The organism is Rosistilla ulvae, from assembly GCF_007741475.1.
Classification (GTDB): Bacteria; Planctomycetota; Planctomycetia; order Pirellulales; family Pirellulaceae; genus Rosistilla; species Rosistilla ulvae.
On record NZ_CP036261.1, the window covers coordinates 5,969,343 to 5,992,357 of the forward strand.

The 23,015-nt window shown below is 58.9% G+C and carries 14 protein-coding genes; 7 read left to right on the forward strand and 7 right to left on the reverse strand.

Annotated features, from left to right (window positions below):
- Positions 1-26: 26 nt before the first annotated feature.
- The gene (locus EC9_RS21110) at positions 27-3,203 is read left to right on the forward strand and encodes a PSD1 and planctomycete cytochrome C domain-containing protein (RefSeq protein ID WP_145348073.1); all 3,177 of its coding nucleotides are present in this window, start codon (positions 27-29) and stop codon (positions 3,201-3,203) included.
- 13 nt (positions 3,204-3,216) lie between these two features.
- Positions 3,217-4,659: a DUF1501 domain-containing protein gene (locus EC9_RS21115; protein ID WP_218934326.1), complete on the forward strand. Its 1,443-nt coding sequence runs from the start codon at positions 3,217-3,219 to the stop codon at positions 4,657-4,659.
- A 405-nt stretch (positions 4,660-5,064) separates the two neighbouring features.
- Here the strand turns inward: EC9_RS21115 and EC9_RS26695 are convergent, their stop codons facing one another.
- The 4 genes from EC9_RS26695 to EC9_RS21135 all read right to left on the reverse strand — a co-directional run bounded on the left by EC9_RS26695 (position 5,065) and on the right by EC9_RS21135 (position 11,888).
- The gene (locus tag EC9_RS26695) at positions 5,065-7,179 is read right to left on the reverse strand and encodes a 3-keto-disaccharide hydrolase (RefSeq protein WP_218934327.1); all 2,115 of its coding nucleotides are present in this window, start codon (positions 7,177-7,179) and stop codon (positions 5,065-5,067) included.
- A gap of 471 nt (positions 7,180-7,650) precedes the next feature.
- The gene (locus tag EC9_RS21125) at positions 7,651-9,792 is read right to left on the reverse strand and encodes a LamG-like jellyroll fold domain-containing protein (protein ID WP_145348074.1); all 2,142 of its coding nucleotides are present in this window, start codon (positions 9,790-9,792) and stop codon (positions 7,651-7,653) included.
- A 52-nt stretch (positions 9,793-9,844) separates the two neighbouring features.
- Positions 9,845-10,687: a phosphonoacetaldehyde hydrolase gene (gene phnX / locus EC9_RS21130; protein ID WP_145348075.1), complete on the reverse strand. Its 843-nt coding sequence runs from the start codon at positions 10,685-10,687 to the stop codon at positions 9,845-9,847.
- A 40-nt stretch (positions 10,688-10,727) separates the two neighbouring features.
- A complete protein-coding gene (locus EC9_RS21135) occupies positions 10,728-11,888 on the reverse strand; it encodes a phosphonoacetaldehyde reductase (RefSeq protein WP_145348076.1) in 1,161 nt (386 codons plus the stop codon).
- Positions 11,889-12,645: 757 nt separating this feature from the next.
- Here EC9_RS21135 and EC9_RS21140 point away from each other — a divergent pair.
- The 3 genes from EC9_RS21140 (at position 12,646) to EC9_RS21150 (ending at position 15,902) form a co-directional block, all read left to right on the forward strand.
- Positions 12,646-13,221 carry a helix-turn-helix domain-containing protein gene (locus EC9_RS21140; protein WP_145348077.1) on the forward strand — a complete coding sequence of 192 codons (576 nt, stop codon included), beginning with the start codon at positions 12,646-12,648 and terminating at the stop codon, positions 13,219-13,221.
- Positions 13,222-13,522: 301 nt separating this feature from the next.
- Positions 13,523-14,776, forward strand: coding sequence for an outer membrane protein assembly factor BamB family protein (locus EC9_RS21145; protein WP_145348078.1), 1,254 nt, complete (start codon positions 13,523-13,525; stop codon positions 14,774-14,776).
- A 586-nt stretch (positions 14,777-15,362) separates the two neighbouring features.
- The gene (locus EC9_RS21150; protein WP_145348079.1) at positions 15,363-15,902 is read left to right on the forward strand and encodes a DUF2179 domain-containing protein; all 540 of its coding nucleotides are present in this window, start codon (positions 15,363-15,365) and stop codon (positions 15,900-15,902) included.
- 29 nt (positions 15,903-15,931) lie between these two features.
- Here the strand turns inward: EC9_RS21150 and EC9_RS21155 are convergent, their stop codons facing one another.
- On the reverse strand, positions 15,932-16,888 hold the full coding sequence (locus EC9_RS21155) for a nitrilase family protein (RefSeq protein WP_145348080.1): 957 nt from the start codon (positions 16,886-16,888) through the stop codon (positions 15,932-15,934).
- Between the two features lie 976 nt (positions 16,889-17,864).
- Entirely contained in the window at positions 17,865-18,602 is a 738-nt protein-coding gene (locus tag EC9_RS21160; RefSeq protein ID WP_145348081.1) for a hypothetical protein, read from the reverse strand.
- A gap of 604 nt (positions 18,603-19,206) precedes the next feature.
- Here EC9_RS21160 and EC9_RS21165 point away from each other — a divergent pair.
- Together EC9_RS21165 and EC9_RS21170 are read left to right on the forward strand one after the other, a co-directional pair.
- The gene (locus tag EC9_RS21165) at positions 19,207-19,764 is read left to right on the forward strand and encodes a hypothetical protein (RefSeq protein WP_145348082.1); all 558 of its coding nucleotides are present in this window, start codon (positions 19,207-19,209) and stop codon (positions 19,762-19,764) included.
- Positions 19,765-20,357: 593 nt separating this feature from the next.
- On the forward strand, positions 20,358-22,124 hold the full coding sequence (locus EC9_RS21170) for an arylsulfatase (RefSeq protein WP_246105807.1): 1,767 nt from the start codon (positions 20,358-20,360) through the stop codon (positions 22,122-22,124).
- 40 nt (positions 22,125-22,164) lie between these two features.
- On the opposite strand, the gene EC9_RS21175 is transcribed toward EC9_RS21170, so the two are convergent.
- Positions 22,165-22,971 carry an MBL fold metallo-hydrolase gene (locus tag EC9_RS21175; protein ID WP_246105808.1) on the reverse strand — a complete coding sequence of 269 codons (807 nt, stop codon included), beginning with the start codon at positions 22,969-22,971 and terminating at the stop codon, positions 22,165-22,167.
- Positions 22,972-23,015: the final 44 nt, after the last annotated feature.

Sequence of the window (23,015 nt, forward strand, 5' to 3'; positions counted from 1 at the left end):
TCCCATTCCCCTTCGGCACAAAAAACATGTTTGCATGTTGGGTTCCGTTTCGCAGTGATCGTGTTACCGCCCCTTTCCTGATCCTGACGCTGCTGAGTTCCGGCGTGGCGGTTGGCGAAGAGCCGGCGTTTTTTGAAACGCAGATCCGGCCGATCCTGCGGGAGTATTGTTTCGATTGCCACGGCGCGACCGAAGAGTTGGAGGGTGGGCTCGATCTGCGACTGGTTCGCTTCATCCAATCGGGAGGTGATTCGGGGACGGCGCTCGTGCCGGGCGATCCTGAGGAGAGCTTGCTGCTGACGCGCGTTCGCGACGGCGACATGCCGCCGGGAGAAGCTCGCGTCTCGGACGAAAAAATTGCGATCCTTGAAAAATGGATCGCCAGCGGCGCCGCGACGCTGCGTCCCGAGCCCGAACAGATCGGGCCGGGGATTCCGATCACCGAAGAGGAACGCAATTACTGGGCCTACCAACCGATCGCGCCACCGCAAACGCCGCTTCCCGAAGCGCGAGGAACGATCCGCACGCCGATCGATGCGTTGCTGGCCGCCGCGATGCCCGAAGGCCTAAGCTTTTCGCCCGACGCCGATCGCTTCACCACGATCCAGCGTCTGTCCAACGACTTGATTGGCCTCCCGCCGACTGCGGAACAAGTCGACCAATGGATGCAGCATTCCGATCCCGATTGGTACGAACAGCTTGTCGAAGAGCTGCTCCGTTCGCCGCATTATGGCGAACGCTGGGCCCGACATTGGTTGGACGCAGCGGGCTATGCCGACAGCGACGGCTACACGGTCGCCGACAGCAGCCGCGATTGGGCGTGGCGGTACCGCGACTACGTGATCCGGTCGTTCAGCGCCGACAAACCGCTGGACCGCTTTATCACCGAACAGATCGCTGGCGATGAATTGGCCGGCCCCGCCAACGGCGATTGGACTGCGGAGCAGATCGAACTGCTGACCGCGACCGGTTTCCTGCGGATGGCAGCCGACGGAACCGGCAGCGGCGACAACAGCCCCGAAGCTCGCAACAAAACGATCGCCGACACGATGCAGATCGTTTGCAGCACGCTGTTGGGTTCCAGCGTTCATTGCGCTCAGTGCCACGACCACCGTTACGATCCGATTTCGCACGTCGATTATTTTGCAATCCGATCGGTCTTTGAACCCGCCCTGGACTGGAAATCTTGGAAGGCACCCAGGAGCCGTTTGGTCTCGTTGTACACCGCAGCGGATCGGGCTGCCGCAGCGGCGATCGAAGAGGAAGTCAAACTGGTCGCGAAGGAGCGAGCGGAGAAACAGGCTGCGTTTATCCAAGAGGTCTTCGAAGAAGAGCTGCTGAAATTTGAAGATCCACAGCGCTCGCAGCTCCGCGAGGCCTACAACACCGCCAAGGACAAACGGACCGAAGAGCAGAAGAAGCTGCTGGCGGCCAACCCCGCCGTCAACATCACCGCTGGCGTGCTGTACCAATACCGGCCCGATGCGGCTAAGGAGCTGAAGGAATTCGACAAGCGGATGGCCGAGATGCGAGCCAAGAAGCCAGCCGAAGAGTTTATACACGCGTTGGTCGAAGCTCCCAATCACGCCCCGGTCACGCATCTGTTTCACCGCGGCGACTTCAACCAACCCAAGCAGGAAGTGTTGCCGGCGGGGCTGACCGTCGTCGCTCCCGAAGGCGCCGTGGCCCAATTCCCCAGCAACGATCCGGAATTGCCAACGACCGGCCGCCGACTGGCCTTTGCTCGCTGGTTGACCGATGCCAAAAGCAATCCGCTGACGCCCCGAGCGATCGTGAATCGGATTTGGATGCATCACTTCGGTCGCGGGATCGTGTCGACGCCGGGCGACTTCGGTCGCCTGGGCGGAGAACCAACGCATCCGGAGTTGCTCGATTGGTTGGCGAACGATTTTGTCCAGCACGGTTGGAGTCTGAAGCACCTGCATCGCCAGATCCTGAAATCGACAGCGTGGCGTCAGTCGTCGTATCGCGAACCGACGCGCGAGGCGATCGATGCCGATAACCATTACTATTGGCGAAAGTCGCTGCAGCGAGTCGACGCGGAAATCCTTCGCGATTCGATCCTGTCGGTTTCCGGCAATCTGGACGTCGATCGTTTTGGGCCTCCCGTCGATATCGCCGAAGATGAAACCGGACAGGTCCGCGTCGATGCCAAGCGGCCGCGGCGCAGCATCTACGTCCGGGCGCGACGCAGCCAACCGGTCGGGATGCTGCAGACATTCGACGCCCCGGTGATGAGTGTCAACTGCGATGTCCGCTCGGTCTCGACCGTCGCTCCCCAGTCGCTGATGATGCTCAACGGCGACTTCATCCTCGAACAAGCCGCCTTGGTCGCCGAGCGCGCCGTCGCCGCCGAACAAGCTAGCCAGGCCGCGGCAGCGGAATCCGGCGCTGCGGCCAGCGAAGCGGTCGACAGTTCGTGGATGCCCGCGATCCCTAAACCGATCTGGACTTACGGCACCGGAGAAGTCGACGAAGCGACCGGCACGCTGGCTCGTTTCGAAGCGTTGCCGAACTTTACAGGGACGCAGTATCAGGGAGGCCCGAAAGTGCCAGCTCCTGGTTTCGGCTGGGTCTTTCTGACCAAAACCGGCGGCCATCCGGGCAATCCGAAGAATCCCGCCATCCGACGTTGGACCGCTCCGACCGACGGCCAGTTGAGTATTTCCGGATCGCTGCAACACAGCAGCGAAAACGGCGATGGCGTTCGCGGGCGGATCCTTTCGGCCGGCGGACTGCGAGGCAGCTGGAACGCGTTCCACAATTCAACGGCTACCGACGTCGCGACCTTTGCTGTCGCCAGCGGCGAAACGATCGACCTCGTTACCGATTGTTTGACCAGCGAAACGTCCGACTCCTTCAGCTGGCAAATAAAGCTCGACTTCACACCCACCGACGGCAAACCTCACGTCTACGATTCGGTCGCAGATTTTGGCGGCCCCGCCAAATCGGAGGACATCGCGCCGCTGCCCGCTCAGATCGCAGCAGCTTGGCAAATCGTGTTGTCGCGTTCGCCAACGGATAGCGAAAAGCAAACCGCGTTGCAGTTTGCCAACCGCCAACTGACTCAGCTGTTTGCCGACCCTCAGGGCACACCGCAAGACAAAACACCGGGACGCCAGGTGTTAATCAACATCTGCCAGATGCTGATCAATTCCAACGAATTCCTGTACATCGAATAACCGCGAGCTTCGCATGAATATGCTTCCCAAAACACGACGGCAATTTTTGCAGAGCACCGGCATGGGTGTCGGTTCGCTGGCGCTGCAGTGGATGCTGGCTCAGGAGACCGCAACGGCCAAGCCGCCGGTGCTGAAGGCGACGCCGCACAACGATCTACTGCCGCGGCAAACGCACTTCCAGCCGCGGGCAAAAGCGATGATCTCGCTGTTCCAACACGGCGGCCCGTCGCACATGGATCTGACCGATCCCAAGCCGGAGTTGACGAAATACGACGGCACCGAATACTCGGGCGATATCCATTTTTCGTTCGTCAACGACGCCAGCAAAAAACTGCTCGGCAGCCCGTTCAAGTTTAAGGCTCACGGCCAATGCGGGATGGAGCTGTCCGAACTGCTGCCGCATACCGCGGGCGTGGCCGATGAACTGTGCTTGATTCGCAGCATGCATACCGGTGCCAATGGGCACGAGGTTTCGATCCGCTATTTCCACGGCGGCATCCCCGCGGTTTTGGGGCGGCCGACGTTTGGTTCGTGGCTGACCTACGCCCTGGGCTCCGAAACGCAAGACCTTCCCGCGTTCATGGTCCTTGCCGATCCAGGCGGCCATCCCGTCGATGGGGCGACGAACTGGAGCAACGGATTTATGCCGTCGATGTTCCAGGGAACGGTTCTGCGGCCGAAGGAGCCACGGATCTTGAACCTGCAGCCGCCATCGCACCTGGCTGGAGACTACCAGCGTCAGAACCTCGACTTCTTGCAGGAACTGAATCGCCAGCATCTGGACGCGCATCCGGGCGAATCGGATCTCGAGGCCCGGATCGCCAGCTACGAACTCGCTGCGCGGATGCAAACCGCCGCGACCGAAGCGTTGGACATCTCGCAAGAGACCGCCGCGACGCACAAGATATACGGCTTGGATAATCCCAAGTCGCGCGAATACGGCACGCGGTGTTTGTTGGCTCGGCGGCTTGTCGAACGAGGCGTCCGGTTTGTGCAGCTGTTCCACAGCGGCCAGCCTTGGGACAATCACAGCAACCTCAAAGGCGGCCTGACATCGGTTTGCGAGAAGACCGATCAACCGACCGCCGCGCTGGTCGCCGATCTTCGCCAACGCGGGATGCTCGACAGCACCCTGGTCCACTGGGGCGGCGAGATCGGCCGGCTGCCCGTGACGCAGGGGCAAGGAGCCGCGGACAAAGCGGGCCGCGATCACAACGGCCAGGGCTTCAGCATCTGGATGGCTGGCGGCGGTGTCCGCAGCGGGATGACGTTTGGCAAGACGGATGAGTTTGGGCACCACGCTGTCGAGAACATCGTCACTCCAAACGACTTCCAAGCGACCGTGATGCATCTGTTTGGGCTCGATCACGAACAAGTCGTCTTCCCCCATCGCAATCAACAACAGATCGTCACCGCTCATCGGCCAGCCCGCGTGGTCAAAGAAGTGATCGCATGAGCCAATAGTCCCGGTAGGGACGACAGCAGGTAGCCCATGGCGTGAGCCATGGGTAATTTGACGCCATTCAAATCATGGACCGCGAATGCGGTCACAGAGCCGTCGATGGTGTGACCACCTTCGGGGTCAACATCGCCCGGGATTCTCGTACCGGTGGTGTCGCTTCGCTCGACCACCGGCTAATTGCTGCAACGCCGTCGGCGTATTGAACCTTGACCGTGATCGCCCAAACGATGCGCGCCCGGTTGCCCATTTGGTGAAACGGATCGAGGGTGTGCGCACAAAAATACGACGCGTTGCGGATCGCAGCGCGTCGTTTCGAATTCTCGTCCGTTGACGTCTACCGCTCGGCCAGCCGCCGCTTAAGCTGCGACCGGTTTGCGGAATGAACGACCAACGTTTCGATTATTGCTTCAGCTCGTCGTTGGGAGCTTTGCCCAGTGGCCACAGTTCGTAGCGGCGGACAAACATCTCGGCCAACTCGGTTTGCAACAGCAGCTTGCCGAAGCTTGGCGAAGCGTCGAAGGCTTCGTTGATGACAACGCCGTTGACTTTGTAGATCAAGTGATCTCCATCGGCGATGACTTCCATCCGAGTCCATTCACCGAAGGGACTTTCGACATCGTCTTTGCCGCGGAAGTCGACCTTGTCGGCCCAATCGACATCGCGTTTCAGCCAGTTGACGCGGCCGCGGGAAAGCGAGGTCATCTCGCCACCCTTCTTCCAGATCTTCTCGCCGTCGCGATCCTTGGTGATCTCAGCACTCAACGAAGTCGGCAGGACCTGCCCGGTCTCGGGATCGGTTCCCGTGAGAACCAAGATATCGCCGACGCCTCCTTCGATGATCTGGGCTTCGATCGATGCCATCCAGGTCTTGGCATAGCCGCCATCGGGACCCCAGCAGTGCAGCAGAACGCCGCTGTCGCGAGCACGATCCTTACGGGTGCTCCAGGTTCGCTCGCCCCATTTGAATTCGACGATCAAGTGGTAATCGCGGTAATAATCGTTGGTGATCAGTCCACCCCAGCCATCGCCGGTGATGTGGATCATGCCATCCTTGACGGTGAAGATCTTGCGAGGATCGGCGTAGGCGGTGTCGCGGATCCAGGTGTAAAAACCTTCCAGGTTGCGACCGTTGAACAGCTTGATCGGGCCATCGGTTGGGCTGATCGCGATGTCGCGGCTAGGCGGCGTCGCTGGTTCGCCTGGCAGTTCGCGGATCTGCAAGTTGCGAATCGCAACCTGATCGTTGTGGCCACACAGACCGAAGTGGCCGCTCTTACGCTTGGCTCCCGGAGGCACCGCGCCATCCTTCGATTCTTTGATCGTCGACAGGTCGGTTTCCAGGATCGTGGTTCCGTTGAGTTCGACTTTGACATTCGAACCAACCATCGTCACCTTTTGGAAGTTCCATTCGCCGGTCGGACGCAGGTAACCGCGGTGAGGGGCGGCCAGGCCGTAGACCGAACCGTGGTATTGGCGTGGGTCGAGCTTGGCGTATTTAGGATCTTCGTCGTCGAGGATCTGCAGTTCCAAGCCGTCCAAGTGCGGTGCTCCGGTGCCGGGATAACGCAAGGTCAGGCCATGGTTTCCGCCCGGTGGCAGTTTGAATTCGAATAGAGCGACGAAGTCGGAGTACTCTTTTTCGGTGAAGATCGTTCCCGCTTTGCCTGGCTTGCAAACAATCGCGCCGTCGATGACTTCGTGCTCGTCCAACTTACCTTTCCATCCGGTCAGGTCTTTGCCATTGAAGATCGGCGTGAACAAGTCGGCTGGCTCGCGAGCAGCCAGGATCTCGTTAGCTTCTTCGGTCGGGATCTCGCGGATCGAGATGTCGCGGAAGTAGAGCGTGTTGCCATGGTTCTGCAATTCGATCTGGCCGCGAGGGTAGATCGGCAGGCCGCGGTCCCAGATGTTTTCCATCACGACGTCGTCGAAGACCAGCGTGTCGTTCAGCTTGACGGTCACGCGCTCGCCGACCATGCGGATGTAGAACCTGTTCCATTGGCCAACTGGCTTGTCCGCTTTGGCTAGCGGGAAACGTGGGTTCTTTTGGTTGTTCCACAACGCACCCGAACCGTTTTCGGCACCGTGGCGGAAATAGTTCTCAAACTCGGTGTCCCAGATCTGGATCTGGGGGCTGCCACGCAGATAGATCCCGCTGTCGCCTCCCTCCAAAATCTTCCAGTCGACGTACATTTCGAAATCGCCGTAGTCCTTGTCAGTGCAAAGGCTCTTCCCCTTGCCGTCGAACTTCAGCACGCCATCTTCGACCGACCAGTGGTCGCGCATCAGTTGGTCAGCTTCCTTTTGGGCAGCGGCCAGTTCGTCGGCGCTCATCGCCGCTCGCGTCTTGGGATTCCCGACCAGTCCCTTCCAGCCCGACAGATCGGTGCCGTTGAACAGAGGCGTAAAGCCTTCGGGAGCCGCCGCGTTGGCGGTCGATTGGGCTGACTGGATTCCAATTGTCAGCGACAGCATGACAAGGGTTGCGAAGGCCATCGGACCTATTCGTCTCATCGTTTTTTTCTCCAAAGGATGTGCAAGCCGGCGCTGGCTCGCCTCGATTATTCAAGGCAACCGATGGCCGCACGCAAAGGCGGATGCGGGGCGGTCGCTGTTAGAAAACGCGAACGGGCGAGAGGCTAAGCGAGAGGCGGGAATTCGATCCTGGGCGAAAGCCGCAGAACCATCACGAGGGGTAGGCAAAGAAGTGGAAGGCAAGCGGTTTTTCATGGGCGATCTCGATCGAAATCTGAAGCCCTGCGAGGGCGTTTTCCATTGGGTCAAACCACATGCCATTCGCTGAACGTCTGCGTCGTCGGATCGGACCAAGAGACCCTGGCGGTTCCATTCCTTCAAACCACATGCTATTTGCTGTCTGACATCCTGGCAAGCGCCGCGTTCGGATTCCACCCAAATGGCCTATCTTTCCGCCCAGGGAAATCTGTGCCGCGGCGCGGCAACCTGCTGCGTTTTCCGCAACGCCTGCTATTGGCCGATCTTGGCCGGTTTGCCGTTCCCGTACAGCGATTGCAGTTCAGCTGCTGAGAGGACCCGTTGCCAGATCGCCACCTCATCGATCGCACCATCAAAATTGCGGCCCACGCCGGCGCGGTGTCCGCCGAGGATCAAGCCGCCGAATTCGGCAGCCGGTCCGGGGATGGGGAGCGGTTGATCGATCACCATTTGCCCGTTGACGAACATCTGCATCCGTTGGCCATCAAACGTCAAAGCGACATGATTCCACTGGCCTTTCAGTTGGTCGCGATCGAGCATCGCGCCAAACGGCGTTTGCGCGATCGCTTGCGGAGCGGCTTCGGGCTTGGCCGCTGGTTGCAACGTCACGGTATGGACTTGTACGTTGACCTGATCTGGATTTTCGCCCGTTCGCAAACCGAGCGACAAGTGCCAGGCGCGCTGGCCGTCGGGAGACCCTTCGGCGGTGCTCTCAAAGAGAAACTGACGCTCTGAAGAACCGTGAGCCGGCAGGCTGTCGGATCGGAACCAAGCCGAGACGGTGTGGGCGGTGGAGTTCTCGTCGAGGAAGCTGCGAGGGACGTTGAGGAACTGTTGCTGCGAACGCTTCAGTTGAACCGCACCGCCACGGATTCCAGCATCCGCGACGACGGCAGCTCCATTTTTCGCCGACGCATCGATTCGATCCCCCAAGACCGACGCGTTGGAGAGGTCGCCGTCGAAGCTCCAATACGCTCGCAGTTCACGCGACAGAGACGTGGTGTCTTTATTATCTTCGGTTGGGATTGGCGTTGCCGATGCGAGATCGATGACGACCTCGCGGTTCACGATTCCTTCGGGCTGACGAAACTGAGCTACCAGTTTGCGATCGGCTCCCTTTCCCGAAGCAGTCAGTGTCAGGAACTGCCAGCCTTCGACAAGCGACCATTCCAGCGACGGGTGATAGACGTCCAGTTCCGTGATCACGCGAGTGTGCCCGGGCGAGATCACAAAGTCGTGCAGATCGTAACCGACGCGTTGCGGATGCCGTAGATGCCGCGCGACGTGAATGTCGCCTCCCAACAAAACGACGCCGCCGATCTTTTGCTGCTTGACAAAATCCAACAGCGCGTCGCGCTCGTACCAATAGGTGAACATGTCGTCGGTTTCACTATTCTTCTTGTCCTCCCAGATCGCTCCCATCGCCAACACCTTAAACGGTGCCTTCGATTGCTGCAGGCCATCCAACAGCCATTCCCACTGCTGCTTGCCAAAACAAGTCGGTTGGCTCGGATCGACCGGCGACGGTTCGGTCTGCGAAAAGTAACGCGGATCCAGCAGGAAGACCTCGATCATTCCGAGGTCGACCTTGTGATACACCCCTTCGCTACCGTTGCCGTATTTCGAGTGGGCGCGGTATTCGACAAAGCCGCGGCGCGTGGCCGGCTTCCCTTTTTGCATGTTCAAGCCGTTGCCGTTGTTCAAGCCAAAGTCGTGATCGTCCCAGGTGCCGACGACCGGAGTCGATCGGGCAAGCGCGGCCAGTTCATCCATCTGCATGAACTTGCGATGCCGGTCGCGGACGACCTTGAGATCGGCGGTGTCGATGTAGGGAGTGTCTCCCATCAGACAGAGTGTATCGATCTCCAGTTCTTGCATATCGGCCCACATCCCGTTGGGTTCGATATCGACGCACGAGACGAATCCGACACTCACACGGTTGTCGTCGCGTGCCGGCGTGGCGGTCGTGAACGCATGTTTTTCATCGGCCTCCACTAACGCGATTGATTTCGATTGGCGATTTGCTTTTCCCGTCAGCTCTTCAATCTTATAGCGATACGTTGTGCCGGGCTGCAGTCCCGCCACGGCAAACTTGGCGACGTAGTCGTTCGCCTGTTCGCTGCTCGCATCGACCGTCTTGATCACGTCGCCCGTTTCGGAAAGGAGCGTCAGCCGCATCCGCTTTTCCGCTGCCGCGGGACGATACAAAAGATGCGCCGTCGTCGATTCGACCGCACCAACGACAGGCCCCACGACATCGTTGGCACAAGCTGGCAGTTGGATCGCGGCGATCAGAACGACCAACAGCCCGACGCGCCATGCTCTGGTAGACGCGAAAAGTGCGATGCGGTCGGCGAGCGTTTCAACAGGTGCGGGACGATTTGGAGCAGACATCGGGCGGGCTCTCGGGTGGTTGAAGGAGTTGGATGGGACCGGCGTGTGACGATCAGAGCGTGGCAGAGACGGGATCGATGACTTGCGGATACTCCAGCGAGCGTTCGTTGATCGTATCGATCAACGCGGGGAGATCGGCGATCGAATCGACCGCCGCATGGCTTCCGGCGGCGCGAAACGCCGCGGCGGTTTGGGCCAGCTGATCGCGGCGTTGATCTTCGGTCAGGGCTGCGAATTGCTCGACCGAAAGTCCGGTCAGGCTGCTGCTGTCGCAGACTCCGATCGACCAGCAACCAGCGGACAGGCCGGACTGGATGTCGGCGACCGTATCGCCGACTTTGACGACAGCGGATGGCGGATAGACGCCCAAGCGTTCCATAGCGCGATAGATCATCCACGGGGCGGGGCGGCCCTGCGGAACGTCATCGGCGCAAATGTTGGTGTCGGGGGCAAAACCAGCCGCGGCGGCGCGTTCGGCAACCGCTTCGGCAGCCGCGCGGAAGTATCCGGTCGTGCCGGCAATCTGCAGGTTGCGGTCGCGCAATTGTTGCACTATCTCGGTCAGCCGTGGCACCAACTGGGCAAACTGCTCGATCGCCTTCAATTGCAACGGCACAAACTCGTGATACATCGCATCGATATCGTCGTCGGTCCAATCCTTTTGATAGACTTCCCGCCACCGCTTCGCGATCTCCGGCTGACGCAGCATCGCGATCAGATGCTCCCGCTTATTCAGCCCCATCGGAGCGCGCGATTCATCGCCGCTGACTTCGATTCCGCGGGCGGCGAAGACGCTGGTGAAGGCGGCCGCGGGGGCTTGGGAGCCGAAGTCGATGGTGGTGCCGGCCCAGTCGAAGACGACCAAGCGGATCGGATTCGCCGTTTCGTTGTTCATATTAGATCCGTAGCGGTTGAGAGTTGGAGGTTGCAGAGGTTTAGATTTCGTTTTCCGCGAGGTTGCCTTTGAGCAACTGAAGCAAAATTTCGGGGCTTGCGCTGCGCGGATTATTGGACAGCCGTTGCGTGTTGACGCTGTCGACGATCTGTCGCAGCGCTTGCTCGTCGCAAATGCCAGCTTCGGCAAGGGACGAAGGGCAGCCGAGTTCCGCAAAAAAGGCTTCGATTCGCTGGCAAGCGTCGGCGACATCGGCAGCTTCCAGCAGTTCGACGATGATCGCGATTCGTCGTCGGACCGCTTCGGCACCACGCGGGTCGGTGCAATCCAAATCGGAGACTTGAGCGTTGTAGGCCAGCATTGGGCTGAGCGTCATCGCGACGGCGATCCCATGCGGAATTTCGTGCAGCGAGGTCAACGGATACGAAAGGGCGTGCGAAGCAGTCGTCTTGCTGATGTTGATCGCGCGGCCCGCCAGATGCGCGGCGCGACACATTCCCAACCGATCTGCCGGCGTCGGATCGTGAGTCGCGGCGACAAGGTGTTGCAACGCAAATCGGCCCGCGGCGACGGCATAACCAATCGATTCATCGGTCGATCCCACGGCCCAGATCGATTCGATCGCTTGGCAAAACGCATCCAGCCCCGTCGCTGCGGTGATTGTCGCCGGCAGGCTGTAGGTCAGTTGAGGATCGACGATCGTGTAGCGCGGCAGCAGCGACCGATCCGCGATCGAATATTTATCGTGCCCGACGTAGGCGACAGCAAAATGAGTCGCTTCGCTGCCGGTCCCCGAGGTGGTCGGAATGGCCAGCAGCGGCGTCCCGGCACGTTCGATCGACGCTTGCCCGGTCACGATCTCGCGAGGAGATGCGTCCTGATGGGAAAGCGAACTGATCAATTTCCCCAGATCGATCGCCGTTCCCCCTCCCAACGCGATCACCAGATCGGGAGTAAACGCTCGCGCTTGATCGACGCCGCGTTGAACGTCGGCAAGTTTCGGATTCAACTCAAAATCGGAGAACCAAGAAACTTCGAGAGCTTCTAGACTCGGCTGAATCACCGCGGCGGCGCCACTCGCTTCATAGGCCGCCCGATCGACGACCATCATGATCCGCTTGGCAGCCAGGTCTTGGACGACCCGAGCCACTTTGGCGAGATCGCCTGGTTTCAACAAAACAGAATCGTCCTGAACAGTCATCGGTCTTCCAGCGGGCTGTGAGTCGTTCACGGATGGAGCGTCGCGGAAAAGCGATAGTTCGATCTGCTTCGCCGGTATACACAGGTTAATGAACCGTCACCCCACTCGACGCAATCAAGGGGTTCGCTGCGCTGCACCATGTGGCAAGCTAACGCTCTTCCATTTCGCCACGATGCACAAAATGTGACTCTGAGTCAACTCTCCGGGATCCGGTTCGTGAGCTCCCGCCGCACTGAGCGCCCCGCGATGGATATGGCATCGGTCCGTAGGCAAGTTTCCGGCCCGGCGATCCAGAGCGACCGAGCTCCGCAGTCGCCGCGACAATAGTCGCAAGTTCCGTGCCCCAACCAGCAGAAATCCCTACCTCAATGCGATCTCTTGCTTCGCCGATGGGCCGGCTGCGAACGTCGCTCCGGAGCGTGTCGTTAGGTTGTAGCGTGCCATCCAGCGGCCCGCTCTTCTGGTTGATGAAGATTGCAAGAATTCCGGGATGCGCCCGAGGGCGGCGACGCGGGCGATGAACGATCGGCGCGGACGGGGCGTTTAGAGATCGGGGTGGAGAATGCGATCGTCCGTGGACCAAATCGCAGCGATTTGGCAGGGAACTCGCGTCATTCGCCCCGACCACGCGCGATCTGCTCGCGTCGGTAAGACATCCTACCTGCGGTGTTGGTGTCGATATATCGCGGAGAATCGCGTGTCCGCGTGGTGGTTTCCAAGAGTAGTCATTGCGGTGGGATTCGCGTATCATCCCGCCATGAATCTTGTCGAACTCGCCCAACGAATCCGCGCCTTTCGATTAGAGCGTCGCTTGACGCTCGATGAAGTCGCATCGCGCGCTGGCCTGACGCCGGGCTGGCTTTCCAAAGTCGAAAACTTTCGGATCACGCCGTCGCTTCCCGCCCTGGCGAAGATCGCCGAAGCGCTCGGTGTTTCGACGGCGGACCTGGTCGCTGGTCTGGACAATAAACCGGCGTTGGTTTTGGTTCGCGTCAACGAACGCAAGGTGGTCGAGCGCGACCGCAGTCGCGAGAACACCACGGTCTACGAAGCGTTGGCTCACAAGCGTCCCAACCGGGCGATGGATCCTTTCCTGCTGACGATCCCGCCGGGCGTGGCCCGCGAAAAATCGCTCGCCCATGAAGGGGAAGAGTTCTTAATGGTGCAGCAAGGGACGATCGAATTCGAGTTCGGCGACCAGAGCGAATTGCTTCGACAGGGGGACGCGGTCTATTTCGACAGCAGCGTTCCGCATCGGATCATCAACTCCTACAAGCGACCGGCTGTCGTGTTGTGCGTCTTCCACGGCCCATCGGGCACCGCGGCAAACTGATAGTTCCCAGCGAGCAAGGCTTTCAAAATGAGAAGTCGTCCCGCCGGCTCAGGCCGCTCGCGGCAACAAGCAACAGGGGCGTCCTGCGTTTGGGAGTAGGCACATTTGGTAACTCAACGCGTAAGCGAGGCGCCGTGTGAATTTCTCGCTTACACTTCGGGTTACCAGTTCCTGAGACGTTCCAATTTGAAAAAGTGATTAGCCTTGCGGTAGGCAAATTGGAGCGACCCTTTTCTTGATTGTTGGGGTTATAATCCAATTCGCAAATCAATCTTTCGATTCTCCCTTTCAGGATACGTTCATGCGTTTGATGCTCCTCGCAACGGCAATCAGCTTCTCTTTTGTCGTCTCCACGTCTCGGGCTGACAATTGGGGACACTGGCGCGGTCCCGATGGGAATGGTGCCGCGGCCAACGCATCGCCGCCGACGCAGTGGAGCGACACGGAGAACGTGAAATGGAAAGTCGCGATTCCAGGCAAAGGCTCGGGATCGCCTGTCGCTTGGGAGAACCAAGTCTTTGTCGTCACGGCGGTTCCCGCGGCGAACGCTCCCGCCGAGACGCTCGACTTTCTGCTGATGTGCTTTGATCGGGCCAACGGCAAACTGTTGTGGCAGCAGACTGCGACAACCGCCCGTCCGCACCAAGGGACTCACGCGACCAACGGCTTTGCGTCGGCATCTCCCTGCACCGACGGCCAGCATGTCTACGCCCACTTTGGATCGCGCGGGCTCTATTGCTACACGATGGACGGCCAACTGGTCTGGAAACGGGACGACCTTGGCAAGATGAACACCCGACTTGGTTTTGGCGAAGGGAGTTCCCCCGTCCTGGCCGGTAACAAGATCATCGTCCCCTGGGATCATGAAGGACCTTCGGCGTTGATGGCGTTGGATAAGTTGACCGGGACGACGATCTGGAACGTTGCACGCGAGGAGCCATCCGGTTGGGCGACTCCGCTGATCGTCAGCCATGACGGTCAAAAGCAAGTGGTCATGAACGGAGACGGCAATGCCCGCAGCTACGAGCTTGAGACGGGGGAAGAGTTGTGGCGTTGCGGCGGGCAAACGATGCGTCCCGGCGCATCGGCGGTCGCCGGTGACGGGATGATCTACGTTGCCAGCGGCTTTCGCGGATCGTTTCTCGGCGCGTTCACCCCCGATGGCAAAGGAGATATCGAAGGGACAAGGAAGGTTGTCTGGTCGCTCGGCCGCGACACGCCCGACATCGCCTCGCCGCTGCTCTCCGCGGGGCGGCTGTACTTCTACAAAGGCAGGTCGGGGTTGTTGAGTTGTCTGGACGCGAAGACGGGCGAGCCGCACTACGCAGCTTCGCGGATCGCCGGGATCAACAGCACCTACGCCTCTCCCGTGGCTGCCGGCGGATACGTCTTCTTGAGCGGCCGCAGCGGCAGGATTGTGGTGATTAAGGATTCGCCGGAATTGGAGATCGTAGCGACCAATGCGATGAACGAAACCGTCGACGCGACTCCCGCGCCGATCGACAACGAACTGTTCATCCGCGGCGAGCGGCATCTGTTCTGCATCGCCAACTGAGCAACGCTCGGCGACAGCAAATGCCCCCGCTCGGCGGGAGCCACCGGCGAGAGACCGATGCCTTCCCAACAGGTCGAAGTTGCAGGCGTTTTGCCGAGCGGCAGCCGCCAAAAATGGGGCTCGAGCTCCGGTGGGACCGCCAGCAAACAAAAATTGTCGGCAATCGGATCGTTCCCCAACGATTAGGCATTGCTGACCGGCGGGGGCTGTCGATACAACATCAAATCAAAATTAAAAACACTCTTTTTCATAAAGAGGTTTGCGGGCTCTTAAACGGCCGTGAACCTTTCGCCGCTCACACGCTTCCACTGTGATTGTTCTCGCGAATCGAACTCAGCCTTTGACCTGGCTGCGTTGCGGTCCGCCCCGATTGTTGAACTTCCGCGTTTGAATGCTCTCTAACACACGTCGATCGACGTGAGGTCGTCGCTAGTCCGTCGAAGGATTCGCGCCGGTTGGCTTTCCGTTTTCCGTTTGCTGTCTGTTGTTGCGTTTCGCCTGTTGTTGCGTTTCCGTTTGCAAATCCCCTGCACATTCCTGTGGGGAAGTTGCGCCACCCTTTTGACTATCCGAGATTGGAGAAGAAGTGATCGAAAGTTTCAGCGTGCCGCTAGCCAGTGCCGCACTGATCTTTGTTCTGCGCCTGGTCGATGTTTCCCTGGGAGCCTTGCGGATCTCGATGCTGTTTCGCGGTCGCCGCACCCTGGCGGGGATATTTGGCTTTTTTGAAGCACTCACCTGGCTGATCGCCGCTTCGTTGGTGTTGGGGAATCTCGACAGCCCGATCAAATTCATCGCCTTTGCCAGCGGATATGCTGCCGGGACGATGCTTGGCAGCACCGTGGAGAGTTGGCTGGCGATCGGGGATGCACTGGTCCGGATCGTGACCCCGTCGGGGACTCCCGAACTGTCGCAACTGATGCGCGATGCCGGATATTACGTGACGACAGTCGACGCTCGCGGACGCGATGGGGACGTGCAAGTCAATCTGAGTGTCATTCCGCGGCGGATGGTCCCCGCCCTGATGTCGATGATCCACGGGATCAATCCGCAAGCGTTTATCACCTACGAAGAAACGACGCCGCTGCGGCTAGCGACCACCGCCGCCTTATGCGTTCGGAAATAGGAAGCGTCCGACGCGCCAGCGGCTTACGATCATTTGTCGAAGCGGACGGCGCGGGTATCCTGTTCGTCGCCTCGGCGGCGAGCCAACGACCGGTAGAGATCGGGCCGGCGGGCGCGCATCCAACGCACGCCGGTGCAGCGCTCCCGAAGCGTGGGATCGAGGTCGGCGACAACCATGTCGTCGCCGGCTTTGCACGTTTCGACAATCACGCGGCCGTAGGGATCCAGGATCATCGCATTGCCGGTGCGGACCTCGTCGTCGTCCGGGCCGACACCGTTGCTGAAGACATAAAAAACGCCGTTGTCGTGGGCTCGCGACGGGAGCCAACGCATCAGCCACCCGCGTCCCTTGTCGCCCGTGATCTCGGCCGCGATCGCCTCGGGATCGGTCTGCCGCGCATCCCAGACCGCGCAATCGATCACGCTCATCGCCTGCGGGCTTCCCGAATTGCAACCGCCGGTTTGGTGAGGTGCCAAGATCACCTCCGCTCCCGCCAGCGCGCAAGCCCTCGCGTTTTCGAGGATGTTGTTGTCGTAGCAGATCAGCACGGCAACTCGCCAACCGTTGGGAAGATCGAAGAGAGTGTAGGTATCCCCCGACTCCATGAACTCGCTGATAAAGCAATGCAATTTGCGGTGACAGTAAACTTGGCCGGTGGGCGTCGCAACGACATAAGAATTGTAGAGCACTCCCGCCGCGTCGACCTCGATCAGCCCCGCCCCGATGGTGATGTTGAACTCGCGCGCCCAAGCGATCAACGTTTGCGTGGTCGGCCCGTCGGGAATCGGTTCGGCCAGTTCGGCCAACTGCTGCGACGACAGTTTGCGCAAATGCCAATACCCGGTCACGCAGCACTCGGGAAAACAGACAAGCTCCGCCCCTCGCCCCGCCGCCGATTCGACAAACGGACGCATGATCGCCAAATTCCCCGCCTTGTCGCCAGGCAGATGGTTGAACTGCACCGAAGCAACGCGAAAGTTTTTCATCAGCTCCTTGGCCTCTCTGGTGAAATGATAGGTTCGCCGCCCAAACGAATCGTCGAACCGGCCGCGGCACACACTCCATCAAACCCGCCGATTCAGCGAAGCAAATTGACATAGGCCGCCTGAATTACCGCACCATCATAAAGAGCTGGAAGGCCAGCAACAACAAACGCTCTTATGGTTGCGACTGTGAACGCCAGGGAATTGATTTGCGAATTGCGACCAACGCACGAGATCGATCTCCCGAGATAATACGGGCCATGGCTGAATGGCGAGAGTATAAGCGCTAGAGTCGAGGCTTCAGCCGATCGATGCGCATCTGAACCGGCGACCGCTCCAATCCCACGGCCAATATCCGTTCAAACGCTTCGTACCCGGCGTCCCAGTGAAAAATATCGGCCCACGCATTGCCCCGGTTCGGTGCGTGGTAGATCGCGTTTGCCTCGTCAGCTCGTTTGGGGCATGTGATTTTTTAGGAATACCAGGGCAAATTGAGCCGGAAAGAGTTTCGCCCCTCTTTTTTCGCACCAAGTACCTTGTCTGCCACTCTGTACCTTAGTACCTCAGTGAGAGCCCTTGTGCTGGGGTCCGGAGAACTCTCACGGAGACACTAAGGCACAGAGCATTGATGGTATGTGAACAGCCGCGAAGGTAAAACTGCGTCGGGACCGAAACTGTTCGCTTTTACTAGCACGAAGCGCGAGCGAGTGAAATCATGAGCGTCGATGCAAATCACTCGCTTGCGCTTCGTGCTAGTATTGCCACCGCGATGGAACGATCCAGCGTCATACCACAATTCGTTTAACCGCGTGCCCAACGGGCCGCGCGGTGGAGGTTGGTTTAAGGACTCATTTTGTGTCGCAGGATGCGGGGAAGGACGAAAAAAGTTGTTAGGGCATTTTTCGTCCAGCCATTCTCAAGTAGCAGACGAATTCGATCGTTGAATTCGCCTGCTGAGCCTGCTCGCGTGTGGATTTAACTATCGCTGGTAGCCAACAGCGAACACGGTACCGAACAAGCCGAACGTCTCGCCATCATCGGTTGTATAGCCGTTCCAGTTCTGGGCTTCAACACCGGCGCGACCGAATACCATGCCGCCACAGTTCAAGGCGAGTTGACCTTGAATACCGACTTGCAATTCGGTAGCGCTAACTGCTAGGTCATCGTCGTTACCGCTGTCACCAAATAACACGCTGTGGCGAGCGATACTGTAAAGAGCAATCGAATCGCTCCACATGTACTGAAGTTCGGCCCCGACGATTAATCCATAACCGTCCTCCAGCGTATCGCCTTCTGTCTCGGTCATTTCAGCCCAGCGGGCACCACCAGAGAAAGTTCCCAACCAACGGCTACCCATTTCGATCGTACTAAACAACTCACCGTCGACGGTTTGCATCGTGAAGTCTGCGTCCGGGGTGTTAACGTCGTAGTCCAACCATCGGCCGCGGAATCCAAATCCGGTAGGACTAACGTAGCCGATTGTCAGGCGGAGCGCCTCCTTAAAATCGTGCGTGTCGGAATCCGAGTCACCATCGGGATCCGTATTGTAAGGACGCAGCAACAACAGTTCGGGCATGATGAAGGCACCACCCGAGTTAAAGCCGCTGCTATTTCCATTGAAGTAATGACTGTTCTGTCCGTCAGCGGCATCCACGTTACCAAGTCCCCCGATTACCGAGTAAATCGCAAGCGTGGAAAACAAAAATAACAATCTCATCGCCTTAGTCCCTTAAAGAATGATTTACGTACACGACCGTACAGATACTTCGGCGAGGTTGAGCGTACGACGTCGCCGCCTAAATCCTGCCACCTAACACGGGAGCCAATGTCTTCATTGGCGGCGTATACATCGCTACCAAGCTGCATCGTCTCGGCACTCGATCTACCAATGCCAATTGCAGATCGGGGGGGCAAGCAGGACGTAGTTGTAAGACGTCGCAAGACCCGTGTGACTACAACCATGCAACCTACTGGAGCCACTCTGTTTATCTATGTTGACCTCTGATTTTGTTTTGCCCACAGGCAAAGACTTACAGACGCCCTCGGTCAGCTGTTAGCCGGCGCACATGCCTGCCCAAATATCTCACACAAACGGTACGACCCGAAACAATCGCACTATCGTTGCGCAGCCGAACTTGCGGTGACGATCATCCCTCTAACTCCGGAAATCTCTACGACGCGACGATTCTGATACGCCCACATGCAGTTTTCCATCTAACACAGGCGATGTCACGATGATTGTTTCTCAGCGACTACTATGGATCGCATTCGTGGGCCTGACATGTAGTGCGGCAGGATGCCGCTTACCCGCGGTAAAGACGGTGGCATCACCCGAGTCGGAAGTCGCGCCGACCGCCACGACTCGGATAACTTACAGCACGGCGTCGGATCGTCTGAATCTCGCAGGCGGCGCGGCAACAACGCTGCTGGCAGCTCACGGCCACGTGCCACAGATGGTGCTGCCGAATATGACACGCAGCACAATGCAAATTCAGTACCCCCATCCGTCAGGGAATGCCGAGTCGGCTCAAGTTACATTAATTACACATCTCGACGATGATGAAACCGCCAGCGTGCCAACGATGCTCGCAAGTTTTGCGTCGCAACACCCCGATTCACCTCGATCCGATCGTCGAGTCGTGGATGTCGTAACGCTCGACATTCCTGCTTGGCAAGCCGTAGCACTGCGGAACCAATTACAGCAGCAGAAATTCTTTCGTCGTTCGCGAGTACTCAACGCCGAAGTCGAACTGGCCGTGGATGAACCCAGCGGTCGATTCGGCAAGTCGTTTCACTCAGTCCCAGAATTTGATGCTTTGTTGCTGCGAGCCGCTATGGAAGGACGGCAGTTGCGTCCCAATCCCACTCCCCAAATCTAAACCGTTACCAACGCCCGCGAATCGAGTAAGTTGGGGCAGAAGGGGACATCCACAAAATGATCGCCTTCCCAACGAGCAAAAAAAGGTGGGCAGGACTCTTTTTTTGTGCAAGCTGCGCTGTCCAAGGCAGTGACGAGTTTGCAAAGTTCCTGGATCGTTTGGGGCTCGTTGAATCTGATCGCGTTAACTCTTCTGATCCTGACGCTCTTGGCGGTCCTCGCCTTTGCTCTCATCGGTGGCGCAGCATTCGACTCGTTTCGCTCCTCTTTTCCGATGGGCTGATCCGCTGGCGTTATGGCTAGCCGACCAACTCGTGCTGCTGGTTCGATTCACCGTCAACAACCGCGGTCTATCGCCCGACCGAATTGCAAGCACCCGGCGTGTTTTGGTTCGAGGACCACGCGGGAATTGATTTGTGATTTGCGACCAACGACACTATTGGATCGCGAGATCTGTTCATTTGAGGCTCGGGGATGTGGCGAGTTGGCGGCGCGATGGGGGTGGCATGCCTCATCGATCTGCCGCGCGAGAGTGAATTGCGGAATCGAGTCGTCGCTTGCTCCCGATCGATCCAAAACTCTAAGGGGTTCGGTATGCGTTTGTTTGTTGCCACGTCGATGCGAATTCGCGGAGTGTTTGCGCACCGTCGGACGACTTGTTGGCGGAGTCGCTTGCCGATGGCGGCGTTTGCTGGGATCGTTGGCATCCTGCTGGCCGGGCCGCAGCGCGACGTGGTGGCTGAGCAGACCAAGGCCAACAATCGGCCGAACATCATCTATATCCTGGCCGATGATATGGGGTTCTCCGACATCGGTTGTTATGGCAGCGAGATCGCGACGCCAAATTTGGATGCGTTGGCCGACAACGGGATTCGGTTCACTCAGTTCTATAACACGGCACGGTGCTGCCCGACGCGAGCGAGCTTGCTGACGGGTCTCTATCCTCATCAAGCGGGCATCGGGCACATGATGGACGACCGCGGGCACGACGGATATCGCGGCGACTTGAACCGGAACTGTGTGACGATCGCCGAGGTGTTGGGGCAGGCGGGCTACCGGACTTACATGTCGGGCAAGTGGCATGTCACCAAGACGGTTCAGCCCAAAGATGAATCGGGCAAACAGAACTGGCCACGGCAGCGCGGATTCGATCGCTTCTATGGCACGATCCACGGCGCGGGCAGCTTCTACGATCCCAATTCGTTGACTCGCGACAACCAATTGATCTCCCCTTATGCCGACCCGCAGTACCAGCCCGAGACCTATTATTACACCGACGCGATTAGCGACCACGCGGTGCGGTTTATCGAGGAGCATCGCGAAGAAGCCGACGGGCAGCCGTTTTTTATGTACGTTTCTTACACCGCGGCGCATTGGCCGATGCACGCGTTGGAAAAGGACATCGCCAAATATCGAGGCAAATACGACGCGGGGTACCAGGCGATCCGCGACGCTCGGTACCAGCGGATGATCGATTTGGGAGTGATCGATGCGGAGAGCACGATCAATTGGCCGATCCCCGACGCCTGGAAGCTGACCAAGTTTCTCGACTGGGATATTCGCAACATGGAAGTCTATGCGGCGATGATCGACAACATGGATCAAGGGATCGGGCGGATCATCGCTTCGCTGAAAGCGACCGGGCAGCTCGACAATACGCTGATCTGTTATCTGCAAGACAACGGTGGTTGCGCGGAGAACTACGGCCGTGGCAAGATCGGCCCACAGCGAGAAGATAAACCGACACTGACGCCGTTGGCTGACGTTTATCTGCAACCCGACATGCAGCCCAAACAGACGCGCGACGGATATCCGGTCCGCGTCGGCAAGGGGGTCATGGCGGGACCGGCGGACACCTATATCGGATACGGTCGCGGCTGGGCGACTGTCTCCAACACGCCGTTTCGCGAATATAAACACTGGACGCACGAGGGAGGTGTTTCGACGCCGATGATCGTCCATTGGCCCGCCAGGATCGACCGACGGGGAGAGCTGGAAAAGACGCCGGGCCACCTGATCGATCTGATGGCGACAGCTGTCGATGTCGCCGAGGCGGACTATCCCGAGACCTTTCACGACGGCCAGTCGATCAAACCGATGGAGGGAAAAAGCTTGCTGCCCGCCTTTGCCGGCCGACCACTGCAGCGCGAAGCGATCTACTGGGAGCACGAAGGGAACCGAGCGGTTCGCCGCGGCGATTACAAGCTGGTCGCCAAGGGGGCTGAGGGGCAATGGGAACTGTACAACATCGCCGCCGATCGCAGCGAACAGAACGACCTGGTGACTCAGCAGCCGCAGATCGTCAAAGAACTGGCGGCGCTATGGAGGCGTACGCCGAGCGGGCCAACGTGTTTCCGCTGAAGCCACGGCCACTGGGACATTAGTTAAGAGCGGGCCGACGCTACGTCAGTGGAATTCGCATCCCGTCGTAAGCGAGGTTGATTCCCGGCGGCAGTTTTGCGTCGTCGATGTCGTGATCCAATTCGTGGCAGATGTGGGTTAGGTAGGTCTGCTTGGCTCCCGTTTTGCGGGCGACTTCGATCGCTTGGTCGACGCTGAAGTGCGTCGCGTGAGGCGTGTGGCGGAGGGCGTCGATGATCAACACATCGAGCCCTTCCAACAGCGGCCAGCTCTCGTCGGGGATCTCGTTGGTGTCGGTGCAATAGGCGATGCTCCCGACGCGAAAACCCAAAACATCGAAGTGCGGTCCGTGACGCAAGCGGATCGGCGTCACTGTCGAACCCAAAACGTCAAACGGTTCCAGCCCGATCTGCAGCATCGTCAGCGCCGGGCGAGCTCCGGGATGCGTGTCGTCGCGGTCGGCGAAGGCGTAGTCGAAGGCAGAGTAGATCCGCTTTTGAACCAGCGGTTCGCTGTAGATCGGGATCGGATGGCCGACATAAAAGGGGAACAGCCGCAGATCGTCGAGTCCATATAAATGGTCGGCGTGTTCGTGGGTGTAGGCGACCGCGTGAACCAGTCCGATCCGTTCGCGGAGCAATTGTTCGCGAAGATCGGGGGGGGTATCGATCAACAGATTCCCCTCGGGCAGCCCTAGAATGACCGAACAACGGGTCCGATTATTCTTCGGATTGGAGCTTTGGCAGACGTCGCATCCACAGCCAATGGCGGGAACTCCGACGCTGGTTCCCGTTCCCAGCATGATCATCTGGCCCGAAAAGTCGGTGGAGACCAGTTTCTTTTTCACGATTGTGGCCAAAAATTTGAGCGACCGAGGAGGACGAAACACGC